Origin of the sequence: Nocardia sp. CC213A, from assembly GCF_030766805.1 — a bacterium.
In the GTDB taxonomy this organism is placed as follows: domain Bacteria; phylum Actinomycetota; class Actinomycetes; order Mycobacteriales; family Mycobacteriaceae; genus Nocardia; species Nocardia otitidiscaviarum.
Genome location: NZ_JASFXA010000003.1, coordinates 92,834 through 108,417 on the forward strand (window position 1 = coordinate 92,834; position 15,584 = coordinate 108,417).

Consider the following 15,584-nt stretch of genomic DNA (forward strand, 5'->3'; position numbering starts at 1 on the left):
CCCGACTCACCCGATCGCGGTGCGGCACTTCCATTCCCGATTCGTCTGAAGTGAGCTGGAATGCCGCATACGAAAACCGTCCGGGAATCTTCGATCACCGTATATTCCCCGGATGATGGCCGACCGGTCGGAACTGTTTGGGTGGATTCGCCCGAGCAGGTGAACACCGCGGTGAATCGCCTCCGGGCCGCCCAGATTCCCTGGCGTGCAATGGGTGTCATCGGTCGCCTGCACTGGCTGACGCAATTCCGCGACTGGCTACTGGACAGTGACGACGCCATCACCGATCTGCTGGCGAGCGAAACCGGAAAGTCGGTTTCGGCGGCGCGGCGGGAATTCGACCTGGCCGTCGAGGCCATCGACTACCACCGCAGCCACGGCGCGGAATTCCTTGGCGTACAACGCCCCCGGGCGCACAGCATGCCTACGCTGGGGGTGCACCTGTCGATCTCCTACCGCCGCTGCGCGGTGGTGGGGGTGATCGCGCCCTGGACCTATCCGCTGGCGCTCAGCCTCTTCGACGCCGTTCCGGCGCTGCTGTCGGGTTGCGCGGTGGTCGTCAAACCGTCGAGTGTGACGCCGTTGACCGTCAACGAGGTGGTGTCGGGATGGGCTCGCATCGGCGCACCGGCGGTGCTCACCGCCGCGCTCGGTCCGGAGGCCGGACCCGCCGTCCTCGACACCGTCGACCACGTGCACTTCACCGGCTCGGCCGATACCGGCAAGGTGGTGGCGCTGCGGGCCGCGAGTCGGCTGATTCCGTGCCGACTCGGGCTGGGCGGCAAATCCACGGCGATCGTGCTCGCCGACGCCGATCTCGATCGCGCCGCCGCCGCGGTGGCCCTGGGCGGTCTCGCCGAATGCGGGCAGGGGTATCACAGCATCGAGCGCGTCTTCGTCGAATCCGCGGTCTACGAGGCATTTCTGGACAAACTCGGTACCGAGGTGGCGGCCTTCGGGGCCGAGGACCCCGAGGACACCGACCCCTATGTCATGACCTCCGCGGCCCACGTCCGATTCGTGGCCGGACAGGTCGAGGACGCGGTGACCAAGGGTGCGTCGGTGCGCATCGGCGGGGCGGGTACGGGCAATCGTTTCGAGCCGACGGTCCTCGCCGATGCCGATCCGGCCATGGCGGTGATGACGCAGCAGACGCTCGGACCGGTGCTGCCGGTGATGCGGGTCGCCGACGTGGAGGAGGCGATCGAGCGCACCGCGCTGCCCTGGTGCGGGCCGAGCGTGAGCGTCTGGACCACCGACGACGCGACCGGCGGGTACGTCCGGGCGCGCCTGACGGCTCCCGAGGTGACCGTGAACGATGTGTCGATACATCTGACGCCACCGGGTTTCGCCAGGTAGTGGGGGTCAGGCGGCTGCTTCGCGGCCGCATCGCCATACTCCCGAGGTGGATGCGGGGAACCGGCGGCTTCGACCACCCGCGCCTGGTGGACGCGGGCATCCGCCCCGCCGCGGCGCGCGAGCGCTACGGTCTGCACGGCCGCCGCAGCGCCTAGCGCACGGCCTGGGTCTGGGTGACCTTGGCGACGAGATCGCCCGCGTCGTCGTGGATCTCGGTCTCCACCACGATGAAGGCGCGACCGGCGTGCAGGGGGCGCGCGGTGGCGGTGGCATAGCCGGAGCGGACGGCGCGCAGGAAGTTCGTCTTGGACTCGACCGTGGTCGTGCCGGTCTTGCCCTCGGGGAGATTCAGGTACGCGCAGACGGCCCCGGTCGAGTCGGCCAGGGCCATCAGCACGCCGCCGTGCAGCACACCGCCCAGGGTGCACAGGGATTCCTCCCAGGCCAGACGGCTGCGCACCAGATCGGGGCGACTGTCGAGCACCTCCACGCCCAGGCGTTCGGTGAACGGCATGGACCGGTGGAAGAGGGCGGTCCCGGCGGTGTCGATCGTTGTGGTCATGACCTCGAGCCTGCCGGACGCGGGTGTGCGAGTCGATTACCTTCGAGGTAATGCCGCCGCGCCGGTGCTCACCTGCGTCGCTGCCGTGGATCTGCTGGATCGGCTACGATTCGAGGGCCGTTCGGTCCAGAAACCGGCCGTGGCGTCGATGACGCATGCCCACCCTGCCCGCAGGGGTCGATCGGAGGCAATGATCTTGTTCCGCCGCACCACCGGACGCCGCACCACCCGGCGCACTCGCCCCTTCCCCGTACCCGTCGGCGGTGCCCGTGCGGCGTGAGCCCTTCGAAAGCCTGGTCGCCGACCGGGTGTGGCCCCAGCCCCGGGTGCTCCTGATCGAGGACGACCCCGCCGACGCCCTCCTGGTGGAGGAGTTGGTCACCGAGGGCGCGCCCGGATGCACCCTGCGGTGGGTGCGCTCGCTGGCCGAGGCGGATCCGGAATTGCGTGCGGGCACGGCCAATTGCGTGCTGCTCGACCTGCACCTGCCCGACGCCCACGGCTTGGAGGCGCTGTCGCGGGTACGCGGCCGCGCCGATGTGGCGGTGGTGGTGCTCACCGGGCTCGACGAGGAGCACACCGGTCTGGCCGCCGTCGCCGCCGGGGCGCAGGACTATCTCGTCAAGGGCCGGGTTGAACCCGAATTGTTCGGGCGCGCGGTGCGATACGCGATTCAGCGCAAACAGACCGAGCACACCAGCGCCGCCCTCCAGGCCAGTCAGATGCGGGCGCAGGAGAACGCCCGGCTGGAACGCGGACTGCTGCCCACCCCGCTGCTGCCCGCGCGCAGTGCCGTGACCGCCGTCCCGCGCTACCGGCCCGGTCGAGCGCACGCACTGCTCGGCGGCGATTTCTACGATGTGGTCGCCGATGCCGACGGCATCGTGCACGCGGTGATCGGCGATGTCTCCGGCCACGGCCCGGACGCGGCCGCCGCCGGGGTGGCGCTGCGCTTGGCCTGGCGCACTTTGATTCTCAGCGGCGTCACCGGCACGCGACAGCTGCGGCTGCTGGAACAGGTGCTGCTGGCCGAACGCACCGCCCCGTCCACCTTCGCCACCGCCACCAGCCTGGAACTGCGTCCCGACGACGGCACCGTGCGGGTGCTGCGCGCGGGCCATCCCGGCATGCTGCTGCGCTGCGGCGACGAGGTCTCCTGGCTGGAGACGCCCGGTGGTCCGGCGCTCGGCTTCCTGCCCGGTCGGGCCGACTGGCCGGAACACACGGCGGCCCTGCCCGCCGACTGCGGTCTCGCCCTGCTCACCGACGGCCTGTTCGAAGGCTGCGTGAACGAGCACGGCGACCGGCTCGGCGAGGACGGCCTGCTCGACCTGGCCCGCCGCATCCGCGCCGACAGCCCCGACGCCTTCCTGGACGCGCTGATCGGCCAGGTCGAATCGCTGGCCGCCGCATCGGGCGGACTCGACGACGATGTGGCCATGCTGTATCTGCATTGGGCCGACGACAGGGAGAACCGCGACTGATGGCATCCGAGCGACCCTCCGGACCGGTGGGGAAGCTGACGGCACAGGCATGGCTGCACGTGGTCCTGGCGAGTCTGCTGTTCGTGGTGGCACTGGCGGCGCTGGCCGTCGCCCAGGTGGTCGCCGAGACCACGGAGGTGACCGACCGGCTGGTGGCGAGCGCGCTGCCCGCGCAGAACGAGGCCATTCGCCTGCAGAACGCGCTCATCAGCCAGGAGACCGGTATCCGCGGCTACGCCATCACCGGCGATCCACGCTTCCTCCAGCCCTACTACGACGGCAGATTGGAGGAAGGCCGAGCGGCCCAGCGGCTTCGGGAGCTGGTGGGCGATCGGCCGGTGGCGATCGCGGATCTGGCCGCCGTCGAACAGGCCGCTGCGGGCTGGCGCGGCTCCTACGCCGAACCGCTGGTCTCGGCGGGCTCCGCAGCGGCGGTGCGCGATCTGGGGGATGTCACGGCCGCGCAGGGGAAGGACATCTTCGACCAGCTCCGCGACCGCTTCACCACCCAGGAGGAGCATCTGAACGAGATGGCGGCGACCGATTCCGCGGCGCTGGCGCGGACCAGGACCGTGCGCAACGCGATCCTCGGCGTCATGATCGGGGTCTGCCTGCTGACCGGCATCGCCATGATCGTCCTGGTCCGGCGGCTGATCGTGCGGCCCATGCGGGAACTCACCGACTCGTCGCAGCGGGTGGCGGGCGGCGACTTCGCCCACCGCATCGACGCCCGCGGTCCGGCCGACGTGGCGGCGGTGGCGACGGCGGTCGACGATATGCGCCGCCGCATCCTCGCCGAACTGGAGTCCTCCCGGGAACAGCAGGCCCGAGTGGAGGAGCAGCGCGCGTTCCTGGACAGCCAGACTCTGGAACTGCGCCGCTCCAATGCCGAACTCGAGCAGTTCGCTTATGTCGCCTCCCATGACCTGCAGGAACCGCTGCGCAAGGTCGCCTCGTTCTGTCAGCTGATCGAGAAGCGCTACGGCAGCCAACTGGACGAGCGCGGCAAGCAGTACATCCACTACGCGGTGGACGGGGCCAAGCGCATGCAGGTGCTGATCAACGACCTGCTGGCCTTCTCCCGCGTGGGTCGGGTGATCACCAGCACCGAACCCATCGGACTGGACGATCCGCTCGACCGCGCGCTGGCCAATCTGTCCACCGCCATCGAGGAGAGCGGGGCGCGCGTCGTCCGCCCGGACCGGCTGCCCGAGCTGGTCGGTGAACCCGTGCTGCTGACCATGCTGTGGCAGAACCTGATCGGGAACGCCATCAAGTTCCGTGCCGCCGATCGCGCACCGGTCGTCGAGATCACCTGCGTGGCGGATGCGGACGGCGGCTGGTCGTTCACGGTGACCGACAACGGCATCGGCATCGAGCCGGAGTTCGCCGACAAGGTGTTCGTCATCTTCCAGCGGTTGCATCCGCGCGGTGAATACGGCGGTACCGGAATCGGTTTGGCAATCTGCAAGAAAATCGTCGAGTACCACGGTGGTCACATCGGGATCGACACCGACTACACCGGTGGCACCCGGTTCCGTTTCACGCTGGTCGCGGCGGTCGAATCCACCGTCGACCGGCCGATCACCGCCGAAGAAGGAGTATCGCCATGAACGAGGTCGTCCGTCCGATCGATATCCTGCTGGTGGAGGACGATCCTGCCGACGAGCTGATGACGCGAGAGGCGTTCGAGGACAACAAGATCGGCAATACGATGCACGTCGCGCGGGACGGGCAGGAGGCGCTGGACTTCCTCTACCGTCAGGGCGAGCACGCCGACGCCCCGCGCCCCGACCTCATCCTGCTCGACCTCAACCTGCCCAGATATGACGGGCGGGAGGTACTCGGCAAGGTCAAGACCGATCCCGAGTTGGCGCACATTCCGGTGGTCGTGCTGACCACCTCGGCGGCGGAGGAGGACATCCTGCGCAGCTATCAGCTGCACGCCAACGCCTACGTGACCAAACCGGTGGATCTGGACCAGTTCATGGCCGCGATCAAGCAGATCGACGAATTCTTCGTCCAGGTGGTCCGGCTGCCCCGGCACTGACCGGCCGGGGCAGCCCGGTCACACCGAGAGATCGAGCTCCCCGGCGGCGAGGGCCTCGTCCAGGGTGTCGAACAGCGCCACCACCTCGTCCAGCCCCGTCACGTCGATGGGACGGCGCACCTGCGGGCTGGCGGCCACACGCAGCCGGGCCGGTTTGGCCGCCTCGGCCGCCACCAGCAGGGCGCTCAGCCCCACCGAACCCATGAAACCCACCCCCGACATGTCCAGCACCGGCACGCGCCCGGTGGCCAGGGTCTCCTCGAGCACCGACTGCAGCTCGGGGACCGAGGCGATGTCGATCTCACCGTTCGCGGTCACCACGAGCGTGCCATCGTGCTCGTGGACCGCCACGGACAGTGTTCGGGACGTCCCGCTCTCGGTCACCGTCGAGTCCTTTCTCCAGGGCTGCCCAGGTACTACGCGGGCGGCCGGTTCCTGGCCGCGCGCCATTGCGTGCGTACCCATCCGCCGTGTGTTCAATCCTCCCACAACGGGTCGAATAGCCGTGAGTTGCACGGGTATTGCTACCAAGGAGCGACTAGGACAGATGGTGCGACTCGCCGGCAACGGCGGAACAGGAGGCGGCGTGTCGATGATGATCCAGCGACCGCGGCAAGCGCAACCATCGACGCCCCTGCGCGTCCGGCTGCCCGCCGAGCCCCGCAACCTGGTGATGGTGCGCCGGGCGCTGCGCGACTGGCTGCCGACCACGGGGATGGCGTCGGAACGGGTGGACGATGTGGTGCTGGCGGTGACCGAGGTGTGCTCGAACGCCATCGAACACGGCTATCGGGACCGTCCGGGCACCGTGCATGTCGAGGGCTGGGCGACCCGGTCCGCGGTGCACCTCGTGGTGACCGACCACGGCCGGTGGAGACCACCGCGACCGGATCCGGGCGAGGTGCGCGGCCGCGGCCTGCGACTGGTCCGGGCTCTGGTTCCGGAGGTCCGGCTGGAGACCGGCAGCACGGGGACGTCGGTGGAACTTCGGCTGCCGTTGTCCGGCTGACCGCTAGCGGCTCAGCGCGAAGCCCGGGTAGCCGTGCTCGCGCTCGGTGTCGCAGCGGCGGCGATAGTTGCCGAAGCCGCCGATGTAGGGCATGAACACCCGCTTCTTACCATCCACATTGGCACCGATGTACCAGGAATTGGCGCGCACGAACAGGGTGCCCTCCGCCACCTCGGTGAGGTGGGCGGTCCACTCCGCGGCGGCCTCCTGGCGGGCTTCCACCCGGGTGACGCCGGTGGCGCGGCAGTGGTCGATGAGCGCTAGCACCCAGTCCAGTTGCTGTTCGGAGTGCAGCGCCATATTCGCCATCACCGACGGGGTTCCGACGCTGTTGACGCTGAACATGTTGGGAAAGCCCGGAATTCCGAAGCCGAGATAGGTGGTCGGGCCGTCGGCGAAGGCGTCGTGCAGCCGAATCCCGTTCGCGCCCCGTGGATTCACCCGCAGCAGCGCGCCGGTCATGGCGTCGAACCCGGTGGCGTAGACGATGGCGTCGAACTCCAGGAACCGTTCGCCGGTGCGGATGCCGGTGGCGGTGATCTCCTCGATGGGCTCGCGGCGCAGATTCACCAGGTCGACGTGCGGCTGATTGAACATCTCGTAGTAGCCGACGTCGGTGCAGATGCGCTTGGTGCCGATGGGGTGGTCGGTGGGAATGAGATCGGCGGCGACGGCGGCGTCGGTGACCTTGGCGCGAATCTTGGCCTCGGCGAACTCCCGCACGATGTCATTGGCGGCCAGATCGCTGTTCTGGTCCGGGAAGACCTTGTTGAACAGCACGCCGCCCTCGTTCCAGCGCTGTTCCATGGCCGCCAGGCGTTCGGGTTCGCTCAGCTCCAGGGCCTTGGTCTGGATACCGGTGTGCGGGGTGGCGGCCGGGGCGTAGTAGGACTTCGCGCGGCGTTCGGCGTAGGTGGCGCGGATGCCGTGCTGTTCGTCCTCGGTCCACGGCCGGTTGGGCATGGGCACGCTGTAGTTCGGCGAGCGCTGGAAGACGGTGAGGGCGGCGGCCTCGCGCGCCAGCAGCGGCGAGACCTGGATGCCGGAGGAGCCGGTGCCGATCACGGCGACCCGCTTGCCGGTGAGGTCCGCGCCCGCCTCCGGCCAGCGGGCGGTGAACAGCTCGACGCCCTGAAAGGTGTCGGCCCCCGGGATATTCGGGCGGATGGGTTCGGACAGGCAGCCGGTGGCGAAGACGACGAAGCGGGCGGTGACGGTGTCGCCGCGATCGGTGCGCACCGCCCAGGTGGCGGTGGGCTCGTCGAACTCCGCGGCGGTGACGCGGGTGCCGAACCGGTAGTGCCGTCGCAGTTCGTAGCGTTCGGCCACATGTCGCAGGTAGGCGTGGATCTCCGGCTGCGCGGCGAATCGCTCGGTCCACGTCCAGGTCTGCTGCAATTCCGGATCGAAGGAGTACGAGTAGTCCACGCTCTCCACATCGCAGCGTGCGCCCGGATAGCGGTTCCAGTACCAGGTGCCGCCCACATCGTCGCCCGCCTCGATGCCGAGCACGGTCAGACCCGCCCGCACCGCATGGTGGACCCCGTAGAGCCCCGCGAACCCCGCCCCGACGATCACCACGTCGTACCGGCCGTCCGCCTCGCTGTTGGAGTGCATGCTCGCCCTCTCGCCCATTCGTCTCGAGTATTTCGAATAGGCATATGGTCGAGCGGGTGAGCGCGGCGCCGCGACCCTTCGTCCCACTGATCAGGAGCGCGGACCCGCTACTCGTGCGGCGGTTCGCCGGTCACCACGTGATCGGCGTGATTGAGCCCCTCGCGCACCAGTCGCGCCAGATGACCGTCCCGCAGCCGGTAGATGATCCGCCGCCCCTCGCGGCGGGTGTCCACCATGCCGCTGAAGCGCAGTTTGGCCAAATGCTGGCTGACCGCGGTGCGATTGGCCCCGACCGCCTCGGTCAGCGCCGTCACATCGGCCTCGGACGCGGCCAGAATCCACAGGATGTGCAGCCGGGTGGGATCGGAGAGCATGCGGAAGGTCGAGGTCGCGGCATCGAGGCGGGCCTGGTCCGGCGCGATCGGATGGCTGAGGCTGGCAGCGGATTCCGCGGCCGGAATACCTTTGCGCGCCATCAGCTCACCTTCCTGCCGAGACCGGCCCTCCCGTGCCCGCCGGTGCGGACACCGGCCACAACCGGGCGGTCGCCATAGCCGCAAGTGTAGCGATCGCCGCCAGTACGGCCGCCGCCACGAACAGCCCGCCGGCCGGATCCGCCCAGGCCGTGCCCGGTCGACCCGGGATCAACCCGGCGGTGAGCGTACCCGCCCACCCCGCGATGGGGTAGGTGAGCAGGAACGCCGCGTGCGACAGTGAGAACTGAGCGGTGAACACGGCCGCCCGGTCGCCGGGTGGGGATCCCGCCCGCAGCAGCCGGGCTGCCGGTGTATTCACCAGGGAGGTGCCCGCCCCCAGCGCCATCCAGGTGCAGGCCAGCAGCGGCCAGTCGAACAGCGGTGTCAGCGCGGCCGCGGCGGTCGATCCGGCGGCGAGCAACCGCGTCCCCGTGAGCATGAGCCGCCGGTCGCCGAATGCCGCCAGCAGGCGGGGCGTGGCCACGGCCACCGTCAGGGAGCCGAATCCGAAGCAGCCCAAGGCCACCGCCACCCCGGTCGCCGTTCCGTGCAGCAGTTCCCGCACGTACACGACGGTGTTCACCACGACCAACGCCGTCGCCGCGGCCACCGCGAGATTCATGACCAGCAGGGCGCGTAGCGCGGGCAGGGCCAGCATGGCCCGTGCGCCCGCGGTGATCCGGCGGGGCAGCGACTGTGCCGTCGGCACCGGGGTGAGCCGGGGGAGTGCGGTGCCCACCACCATGGCGGCCGATACCACGAAACCCGCCGCGGTCCCGAGGAACAGCAGGTGGTAGCCCAGCACAGTCAGCAGGGCGGCGGCCAGCGCCGGACTCAGCAGCGACTCCAGGTCATAGGCCGCCCGGGACAGCGACAGCGCGCGCGTGTACTGCCGCTCCTCGACCAGGATCGCGGGGATCACGGCCTGGAAGGCGGGCGTGAAGGTCGCCGAGGCGGCCTGCAGGACGAAGATCAGCGCGTAGATCTGCCACACCTGCGTCACGAACGGCAGCAGCAGCGCGACCCCGGCCCGCACCGCGTCCGCCGAGACCAGCAGCGGTCGGCGCGGCACCCGTTCGGCCAGAGCCGAGATCACCGGGGCCACAAAGACATACGCCACCATTTTGATGGCCAGCGCGGTGCCGAGCACCGCGCCGGCCCGACTGCCCGCGATGTCGTAGGCCAGCAGGCCGAGGGCCACCGTGAGCAGGCCGGTACCGATCAGCGCCACCACCTGGGCGGTGAACAGCCGGCGGAATCGCCGGTGCCGTAGAACCTCCATCACGCCGCCCACTATAAGCCAATGAGTGCGCAGTTGTGCACATGATGTCATGTTGTGCCGCGCGGTGCTGCCCCCGCGCGGGTCGGGGCGATATCGCTCGGTGCGATGGTGGGACGCCCTATCCTCGCCCTATGGGGAGGATCTCCGCGGTCGGCTACCTGATCGCCCTGACCGCCTCCGTCCTCGCGGGCTGCGCCGAATCCGATACGGCCCAACCGGTCTCGGAGCGCTCAGGGGTCGCCGAGGTGCGGCAGCCGCGGACGGTCTCCCGTGCGCCCGCACCCGACGGGCCGCCCGCGTGCGGCGACCTCGGTGTGCCCGCCGACTCGCCGGACTGCCGCCTGCGCTCCCGCGATCCGGTCGGCCTCGCCTACACGGTCCGGCGGACCACCGTGGACGGGCGGACCGACGCGACCATCGAGGTCACCGGGCCAGACGGCACCGCCACGCAGACACTCGCCGAGCACGATATCCGGCATCCCTCCGATCCGAGCCTGCGCGATATCGACGGTGACGGTCGCGAGGAGCTGATCGTCCCGCTCCACCTCGCCACGCCGAATACCCGCTACGCCGTCTATCGCGCGTCGGGAGCGGCCACCGAGCTGCGGCGGGCCGGTGAACTCACCGGCGTCGCCATCGACACCACCGCCGACGGCTACGTGGCGTCCACCGCCCGCGACGCCCAGCTGAGCTGGTCGGTCGGGTTCTGGCGCTTCGCGGACGACGTGTTGATCCCCGTCGTCACCGCCCGGGTGCGCCTGGACACCGACGGCACCCGCATCACCGACAGCACATGCACCGTGGTGGACGAGGGCGGATTGTCGGACACCGAGCTGCCCTCGCTGGTGGAGGCACGGGAACGGTTCTGTACCGAACCGGTGGTACTACGTATTCTCCGGGGCTGAATATCCGGGCTGGATTCGGTAATTCCCCGGATGTGACCTCATCCGTGCGTGGATGAGGATGGACATCACAACAGAACAGGCTTCCTCGGCATACCGCCGACGTGGCCGCCGGAATCGGAGGACCACCGCCTCGCCAATGACGTCGAGGCCAGCGCAATGGGGCGCGACCGTCTAACGATCCAACCGGTTGGTTACGGGCGGTTGCCGGGACCGCCGAGCACAACTAGATACGAGCGCCCTTGGAGCGATTGCAGGCGCGGCACAGGATCTGCAGATTCGCCGCACTGGTCGCCCCACCCCGGCTGAGCGGGATGATGTGGTCGAACTCCAGATAGTGGCTGTCGCCGCACTCCACGCACTTGCCGCCGTCGCGCTGCCACACCTCCGCCTTGACCTCCTGGGGGATGCTGCGGGTATCGCGCTGCCCCGGGGTGAGGGCGAGGCGCTTGGCCACCCGCAGCGCGCCCTCCAGGCTGGCGGCCGTGTAGTCCGGATCGGCCACGTCGAAGGTCGCCCCGCCGCGTGCCGAGGTCGCGGCCAGCACCACGCGACCGTTCTCCGAGATCACCGAGACCACGCGCGCCCAGGGCATTTCGATGCCGGTGTCGGTGCCGACGAAGCGCAGCTTCTTATTGCTGCAGATCAGCCTGCCCTCGCTGTGCCTGGGGCCGCGCGACAGCTGGCGGATGTGGATGGCGGGCACATCCAGGTGCACCTTCTCCTCCGGATCGAGGTGCAGGCCCACCGCCCGCACCACCGGCAGGTCCCCGGCCCGCAGCCGGGACAGCGTATGCCCGCGCTGCATACGCCGCCGCAGATCCTCGATGAGCGGACCGGTCAGGGCCAGTTCGCCGACCGCCGCGTCGAAGGCGTCGCGCTCGGTCTGCTCGATGACCCCGTCGGCGAAGGCGAACGCGACCAGGCGTTCCACATGGTCGTGCCCGACGGGCCGCAGACGTTCCAGCCCCAGCGCCTGCTCGATGCGCTGATAGCGCAGCGCCGTCCACAGCGCCTCCCAGTCCGCACCGTGTGTCCCGGTCGTCCGCAGCACCCGTGCGGCTCGCTGCACCCAGCCCTCGAGATACTCCTCGATCCGGTCCGAGCACTCCCGGCACGGGGCGGGCCGCCCGAACAGCCGCCAGCGCCGCGTCCGCCCGCACCGCGGGCAGTGCCGCGCGTCGGTGGACGGCACCGGTCGCACGGAACTGGTCCACTGCGCCGCGTCCCACCAGCGCAGCCGTGCGGGGTCCTCCGGATCCACGTGCCAGTCCGCTCGCTCCGGATGCGGCGGTGGCAGCAGCAGCGGTGGAATCTCCCGGGCTTCCCGCTCCAACGACAATCCCGGCCGCATCCGCCGCTCCCACGGCGCGGAGCCCCCCGCGGGTGCCCCGGCCAGCTCGTGGCGCGCCGCGGCGGCGGCATCCGTGCGTTCCGGCGCGTCCCCGGCATCGTCGACCTCGACCCCGAATTCGGTGACGATGCCCGCCAGCCCGCTGGCCCAGCCCTGCGCGATGGCGCGGAAACGCCACTGCCCGTCGCGGCGGTAGAACTCGCCGAACATCATGGCCCGCACCGATTCCGCGGCATCGATCTCGAACCAGGCCACCGGGCGGCTGTGATCGAAGACGGTGAGGACGAGACCGGGGATCTCGGTGAAGGAGTCGGCGTCCACGGAGCCGGTGAGGACGATGCGCGTGACGTCGGATTCGGTACGGGGGAGGGAGACCGACAGGCGCGCGGTGCCGGGGGCGGGCGCCTGGTCCAGGGTGACCGCCTGGGATATGTGGCGGGGCGCGTTGAAGAAGACGAAGTCCCGGTCGGAGCGCACCCGGCCGCCGTCGGCGAGTAACAGGGCGTGCGCGTCCACCTCGTGTTCCGACTGCCACGAAAGGACAACGGTCAGAAGCGATGTCGGCACCGGCGCATGGCCACCCCTGATCAGTTTCATCGTGATCGAACTATGCCATGTCGCTCCGACACACCACCCGGCCGAATAGAACCGGGCGGTCTTACATGTACTTTCGCCGCCGCTCCGGCACAGTGGAGGCATGACCACTCCGAAGGACCCCGGCAGCAACCCGAAGGGGTCCGGCCGCAAGGGCCAGCAGCGCGCCGCCAGCCCCGGCGACCTCATCGCCGCCGCCCAGTCCGCGGTGGAAGCGGCCCAGCACGCCGCGGGCCAGGTCCTCGACGCCGCCCAGCTCACCGCCGGTACCGCCTTCGACACCGCGGTGCGCCTCCCGCCGGCCTCCGTGCAACTGGCCGCCCAGCTCCCCGACCTCATCGAGAACCTCGCCACCGCCATCGACCGGCTCAATGCCACCATCGACCGTCTCGACCGGACGCTCGCACTGGCCGATCCGGCCTTCGCCGCCTACGACCGCCTGCTCCCGCGACTCGAGGCCATGATCGCGTTCGGCGAGGACGTCTTCACCCGGCTGTCCCGACTTCCCGGCGTCTCTCTGCTCGGGCGGTTCAGTGCTCCCCGCGAGGATGCCGAACCCGCCCCGCCCGAACCGAAGTCGCGTCGCGACCGGCGGAAGTAGGCGAGTTCGCCGCGACCGGTCGAGCCGCCCTCAGGCGGAGGGCAGCGGTGCGCGCGGTGCGACGCCGATACCCGGCAGGGCGCGCAGCGCGGCGGCGGCCTTCCAGACCATCTCGTGGTACTCGGCCTCGGGATCGGAGTCCAGGACGACGGCCCCGCCCGCGCCCACCCGCCAGCGGCCGTGCTGGCGCACCGCGGTGCGGATGACGATATTCAGATCGGCGGTGCCGCCCAGACCGAGGAAGCCGATGGTGCCCGAGTAGACGCCGCGGGCCTCGGTCTCGAGGCCGTCGATGATCTCCATGGTGCGCAGCTTCGGTGCCCCGGTCATGGAACCACCGGGAAAGCAGGCGCGGACGCAGTCGATCACGTCGTGGTCGGCGCGCAGGGTGCCGCGAACGGTCGAAACCAGCTGGTGCAGAGTGGTATACGTCTCGACTGCCATCAGCTTGGGCACGTGCACGGTGCCGATCTCGCACACCCGGCCCAGATCGTTGCGCAGTAGATCCACGATCATGAGGTTCTCCGCGCGGGTCTTCGGGCTGCTGGCCAGTTCCGCCGCCAGCTGCTCGTCCTCGGCGGCGGTGAGCCCACGCGGCGCGGTGCCCTTGATGGGCTTGGACTCCACCGTGCGCGTGCGGTCGATCTTGAGGAAGCGCTCGGGGGAGGAACAGGCCACCTCCAGTCCCGGGAAGCGCAGGAAGGCCGCGTACGGGGCGGGATTGCCGCGGCGCAGGGTGCGGTAGACGTCGAGCCCGTCGGAATCGGCGGGGAGATAGGCGCTGTCGGTGATGCAGATCTCGTACGACTCGCCCGCGCGCAACTGCTCCCGGCAGGCCGCGACATCGGCGAGATACCGTTCCCGCCCCCGGGTGAGCAGCGGCGCTACCGTCCGCTCCTCCGCGACCAGGTCCAGGGTGGGCGGGTTCTCCCAGGTGGGCAGGGCGGCCACGACGGCGCGCGTGGCGGTGAGCCAATCCCGCGCGGCCCGAACCGATTCCGCGCCCGGCTCGGCCAGCGCCAGCAGATGGGTGCGGCCCGCCTCGTGGTCGACGACGATCAGCCGGTCGGCGAACACCCACTGCGCGTCCGGGGCGGGCGCGCGGTGCGCCGCGGCCGCCCCGCAGTCCGCCTTCATCTCGTAGCCGAGGTACCCCACGTAGCCTCCGACGAAATCGAAAGGCACCGGAGGGAATTCGATGCGGCGACGACGTAGCTCCCGGGACAGATAGTCCAGCACCCCGCCCGCGACCTGTCGTCGGCCGCCCGCCGACTCCACCTCCACGCTGCCCGAGCCGACCCGGTAGCGCACCACCTCGGCCAGCGGTCCCGAGGCGTCCCCGAGAAAGGAGAACCGGTCCAACCCGGGCTCCACATGTTCGCTGTCGAGCCAGAACGCGGTCTCCGAATCCCGGTACAGCCGCAGGAATACCGCCTCGGCGTCCAGGGCACGCTCGATGGTCGTGTGCTCGACCCGGTACTCGACGGTCGCCGCGTGCGTCTCCGGCAGGCGCTGTGCGGCACGGTTTTCCGGGGACACGACGTCGTGGTCTTCCGATGCGGCCGCCGCGCGCGAGCCGAAAGCAGCGGTGTGTCCGCCGAGTCGACGATCGGAGCCGGACCGTGCCGCGCCGGGGCTCGCGACTTGGCCCCGGCCGGGGGCACGGACGCCGGCCGCCTCCGTCAGCCGCGCGAAGTTCCGCAGCAGCGCGCGCCCGTACTCACTCGCGACGGACTCCGGGTGGAACTGCACCCCCCACTGCGGCCGGCCGCGATGCCGCACCCCCATGATCACCCCGTCCGGCGTGGTCGCCGTGACCTCGAGGGCTTCCGGCAGCGGCCGCGCCGCGCACAGCGAGTGGTACCGCACGGCCGTGAAGTCCTGCGGTACGCCCGCGAACAGATCCCGCCCGTCGTGAGTGACGCGATCGGGATAGCCGTGCCGGGGTTCGGGAGCCCTCGTCACCACCCCGCCCGCCGCGATCACAATGCCCTGGTGGCCCAGGCAAACACCCAGCAGCGGTAGCTCGCTGCGGGCGATGAGCGCCGTCGAGACGCCGACGTCGCGCGGCACATCCGGTCGGCCCGGTCCGGGGGAGATGATGATGTTGTCGAAGGATTCCAGGTCCAGTTCGGCCGGATCGTCGACCTCGTCGTTGCGCACGACCACGGGTTCGATCCCGTTCACCTCACTGATCAGCTGATACAGGTTGTAGGTGAACGAGTCGTAGTTGTCGATCAGGAGCGTGCGCATTTGCCTGGCAGACTACGCCGCCGGGTATCGAACTCCGCACT

At 70.1% G+C, this 15,584-nt stretch carries 14 protein-coding genes; 7 read left to right on the forward strand and 7 right to left on the reverse strand.

All coding sequences use genetic code 11. The annotated features are described in order from the left end of the window. Nucleotides 1-60 precede the first annotated feature (60 nt). Entirely contained in the window at nucleotides 61-1,359 is a 1,299-nt protein-coding gene (locus QJS31_RS06365; RefSeq protein ID WP_282775967.1) for an aldehyde dehydrogenase family protein, read from the forward strand. 151 nt (nucleotides 1,360-1,510) lie between these two features. On the opposite strand, the gene QJS31_RS06370 is transcribed toward QJS31_RS06365, so the two are convergent. Continuing rightward, nucleotides 1,511-1,921 (reverse strand): PaaI family thioesterase, encoded by a 411-nt coding sequence (locus tag QJS31_RS06370; RefSeq protein ID WP_282775965.1) that lies wholly within the window; start codon nucleotides 1,919-1,921, stop codon nucleotides 1,511-1,513. Between the two features lie 269 nt (nucleotides 1,922-2,190). Here QJS31_RS06370 and QJS31_RS06375 point away from each other — a divergent pair, with 269 nt between their 5' ends. From QJS31_RS06375 to QJS31_RS06385, 3 genes are read left to right on the forward strand one after another with little or no spacing between them, the layout of a single operon-like run. Further along, nucleotides 2,191-3,405: a PP2C family protein-serine/threonine phosphatase gene (locus QJS31_RS06375; RefSeq protein ID WP_306356361.1), complete on the forward strand. Its 1,215-nt coding sequence runs from the start codon at nucleotides 2,191-2,193 to the stop codon at nucleotides 3,403-3,405. Next, nucleotides 3,405-5,018, forward strand: a complete 1,614-nt coding sequence (locus QJS31_RS06380) for a CHASE3 domain-containing protein (protein WP_306356182.1) — start codon at nucleotides 3,405-3,407, stop codon at nucleotides 5,016-5,018. The genes QJS31_RS06375 and QJS31_RS06380 overlap by 1 nt, the downstream gene beginning before the upstream one ends. Continuing rightward, nucleotides 5,015-5,455 carry a response regulator gene (locus QJS31_RS06385; protein ID WP_029932702.1) on the forward strand — a complete coding sequence of 147 codons (441 nt, stop codon included), beginning with the start codon at nucleotides 5,015-5,017 and terminating at the stop codon, nucleotides 5,453-5,455. The genes QJS31_RS06380 and QJS31_RS06385 overlap by 4 nt, the downstream gene beginning before the upstream one ends. 18 nt (nucleotides 5,456-5,473) lie before the next feature. On the opposite strand, the gene QJS31_RS06390 is transcribed toward QJS31_RS06385, so the two are convergent. After that, nucleotides 5,474-5,839: an STAS domain-containing protein gene (locus QJS31_RS06390; protein ID WP_244961709.1), complete on the reverse strand. Its 366-nt coding sequence runs from the start codon at nucleotides 5,837-5,839 to the stop codon at nucleotides 5,474-5,476. A gap of 163 nt (nucleotides 5,840-6,002) precedes the next feature. Here QJS31_RS06390 and QJS31_RS06395 point away from each other — a divergent pair, with 163 nt between their 5' ends. Next, nucleotides 6,003-6,464 (forward strand): ATP-binding protein, encoded by a 462-nt coding sequence (locus QJS31_RS06395; protein ID WP_039811622.1) that lies wholly within the window; start codon nucleotides 6,003-6,005, stop codon nucleotides 6,462-6,464. Nucleotides 6,465-6,467: 3 nt separating this feature from the next. Here QJS31_RS06395 and QJS31_RS06400 read toward each other — a convergent pair whose 3' ends face one another. The 3 genes from QJS31_RS06400 to QJS31_RS06410 form a co-directional block, all read right to left on the reverse strand. Continuing rightward, nucleotides 6,468-8,099 (reverse strand): NAD(P)/FAD-dependent oxidoreductase, encoded by a 1,632-nt coding sequence (locus QJS31_RS06400; RefSeq protein ID WP_306356183.1) that lies wholly within the window; start codon nucleotides 8,097-8,099, stop codon nucleotides 6,468-6,470. Between the two features lie 89 nt (nucleotides 8,100-8,188). Beyond that, nucleotides 8,189-8,557, reverse strand: a complete 369-nt coding sequence (locus tag QJS31_RS06405) for a metalloregulator ArsR/SmtB family transcription factor (protein WP_029932698.1) — start codon at nucleotides 8,555-8,557, stop codon at nucleotides 8,189-8,191. Between the two features lie 4 nt (nucleotides 8,558-8,561). After that, on the reverse strand, nucleotides 8,562-9,839 hold the full coding sequence (locus tag QJS31_RS06410) for an MFS transporter (RefSeq protein ID WP_306356362.1): 1,278 nt from the start codon (nucleotides 9,837-9,839) through the stop codon (nucleotides 8,562-8,564). 131 nt (nucleotides 9,840-9,970) lie between these two features. Between QJS31_RS06410 and QJS31_RS06415 the strand changes: the two genes are divergently transcribed. After that, nucleotides 9,971-10,744, forward strand: a complete 774-nt coding sequence (locus QJS31_RS06415; RefSeq protein WP_282775956.1) for a hypothetical protein — start codon at nucleotides 9,971-9,973, stop codon at nucleotides 10,742-10,744. A gap of 223 nt (nucleotides 10,745-10,967) precedes the next feature. Here the strand turns inward: QJS31_RS06415 and QJS31_RS06420 are convergent, their stop codons facing one another. Continuing rightward, nucleotides 10,968-12,662, reverse strand: coding sequence for a TerD family protein (locus QJS31_RS06420; protein ID WP_282775954.1), 1,695 nt, complete (start codon nucleotides 12,660-12,662; stop codon nucleotides 10,968-10,970). Nucleotides 12,663-12,792: 130 nt separating this feature from the next. On the opposite strand from QJS31_RS06420, the gene QJS31_RS06425 reads away from it, so the two are divergent. Continuing rightward, nucleotides 12,793-13,290 carry a hypothetical protein gene (locus QJS31_RS06425; RefSeq protein WP_282775953.1) on the forward strand — a complete coding sequence of 166 codons (498 nt, stop codon included), beginning with the start codon at nucleotides 12,793-12,795 and terminating at the stop codon, nucleotides 13,288-13,290. 30 nt (nucleotides 13,291-13,320) lie between these two features. Here the strand turns inward: QJS31_RS06425 and pabB are convergent, their stop codons facing one another. Beyond that, nucleotides 13,321-15,543, reverse strand: coding sequence for an aminodeoxychorismate synthase component I (gene pabB, locus QJS31_RS06430; RefSeq protein ID WP_306356184.1), 2,223 nt, complete (start codon nucleotides 15,541-15,543; stop codon nucleotides 13,321-13,323). Nucleotides 15,544-15,584: the final 41 nt, after the last annotated feature.

Coding starts and splice junctions, on each gene's coding strand:
- QJS31_RS06385 (WP_029932702.1), top strand. CDS start 5,015: ATGAACGAGGTCGTCCGTCCGATCGATATCCTGCTGGTGGAGGACGAT.
- QJS31_RS06425 (WP_282775953.1), top strand. CDS start 12,793: ATGACCACTCCGAAGGACCCCGGCAGCAACCCGAAGGGGTCCGGCCGC.
- QJS31_RS06415 (WP_282775956.1), top strand. CDS start 9,971: ATGGGGAGGATCTCCGCGGTCGGCTACCTGATCGCCCTGACCGCCTCC.
- QJS31_RS06410 (WP_306356362.1), bottom strand. CDS start 9,839: ATGGAGGTTCTACGGCACCGGCGATTCCGCCGGCTGTTCACCGCCCAG.
- QJS31_RS06395 (WP_039811622.1), top strand. CDS start 6,003: ATGGTGCGACTCGCCGGCAACGGCGGAACAGGAGGCGGCGTGTCGATG.
- pabB (WP_306356184.1), bottom strand. CDS start 15,543: ATGCGCACGCTCCTGATCGACAACTACGACTCGTTCACCTACAACCTG.
- QJS31_RS06405 (WP_029932698.1), bottom strand. CDS start 8,557: ATGGCGCGCAAAGGTATTCCGGCCGCGGAATCCGCTGCCAGCCTCAGC.
- QJS31_RS06380 (WP_306356182.1), top strand. CDS start 3,405: ATGGCATCCGAGCGACCCTCCGGACCGGTGGGGAAGCTGACGGCACAG.
- QJS31_RS06365 (WP_282775967.1), top strand. CDS start 61: ATGCCGCATACGAAAACCGTCCGGGAATCTTCGATCACCGTATATTCC.
- QJS31_RS06400 (WP_306356183.1), bottom strand. CDS start 8,099: ATGGGCGAGAGGGCGAGCATGCACTCCAACAGCGAGGCGGACGGCCGG.
- QJS31_RS06370 (WP_282775965.1), bottom strand. CDS start 1,921: ATGACCACAACGATCGACACCGCCGGGACCGCCCTCTTCCACCGGTCC.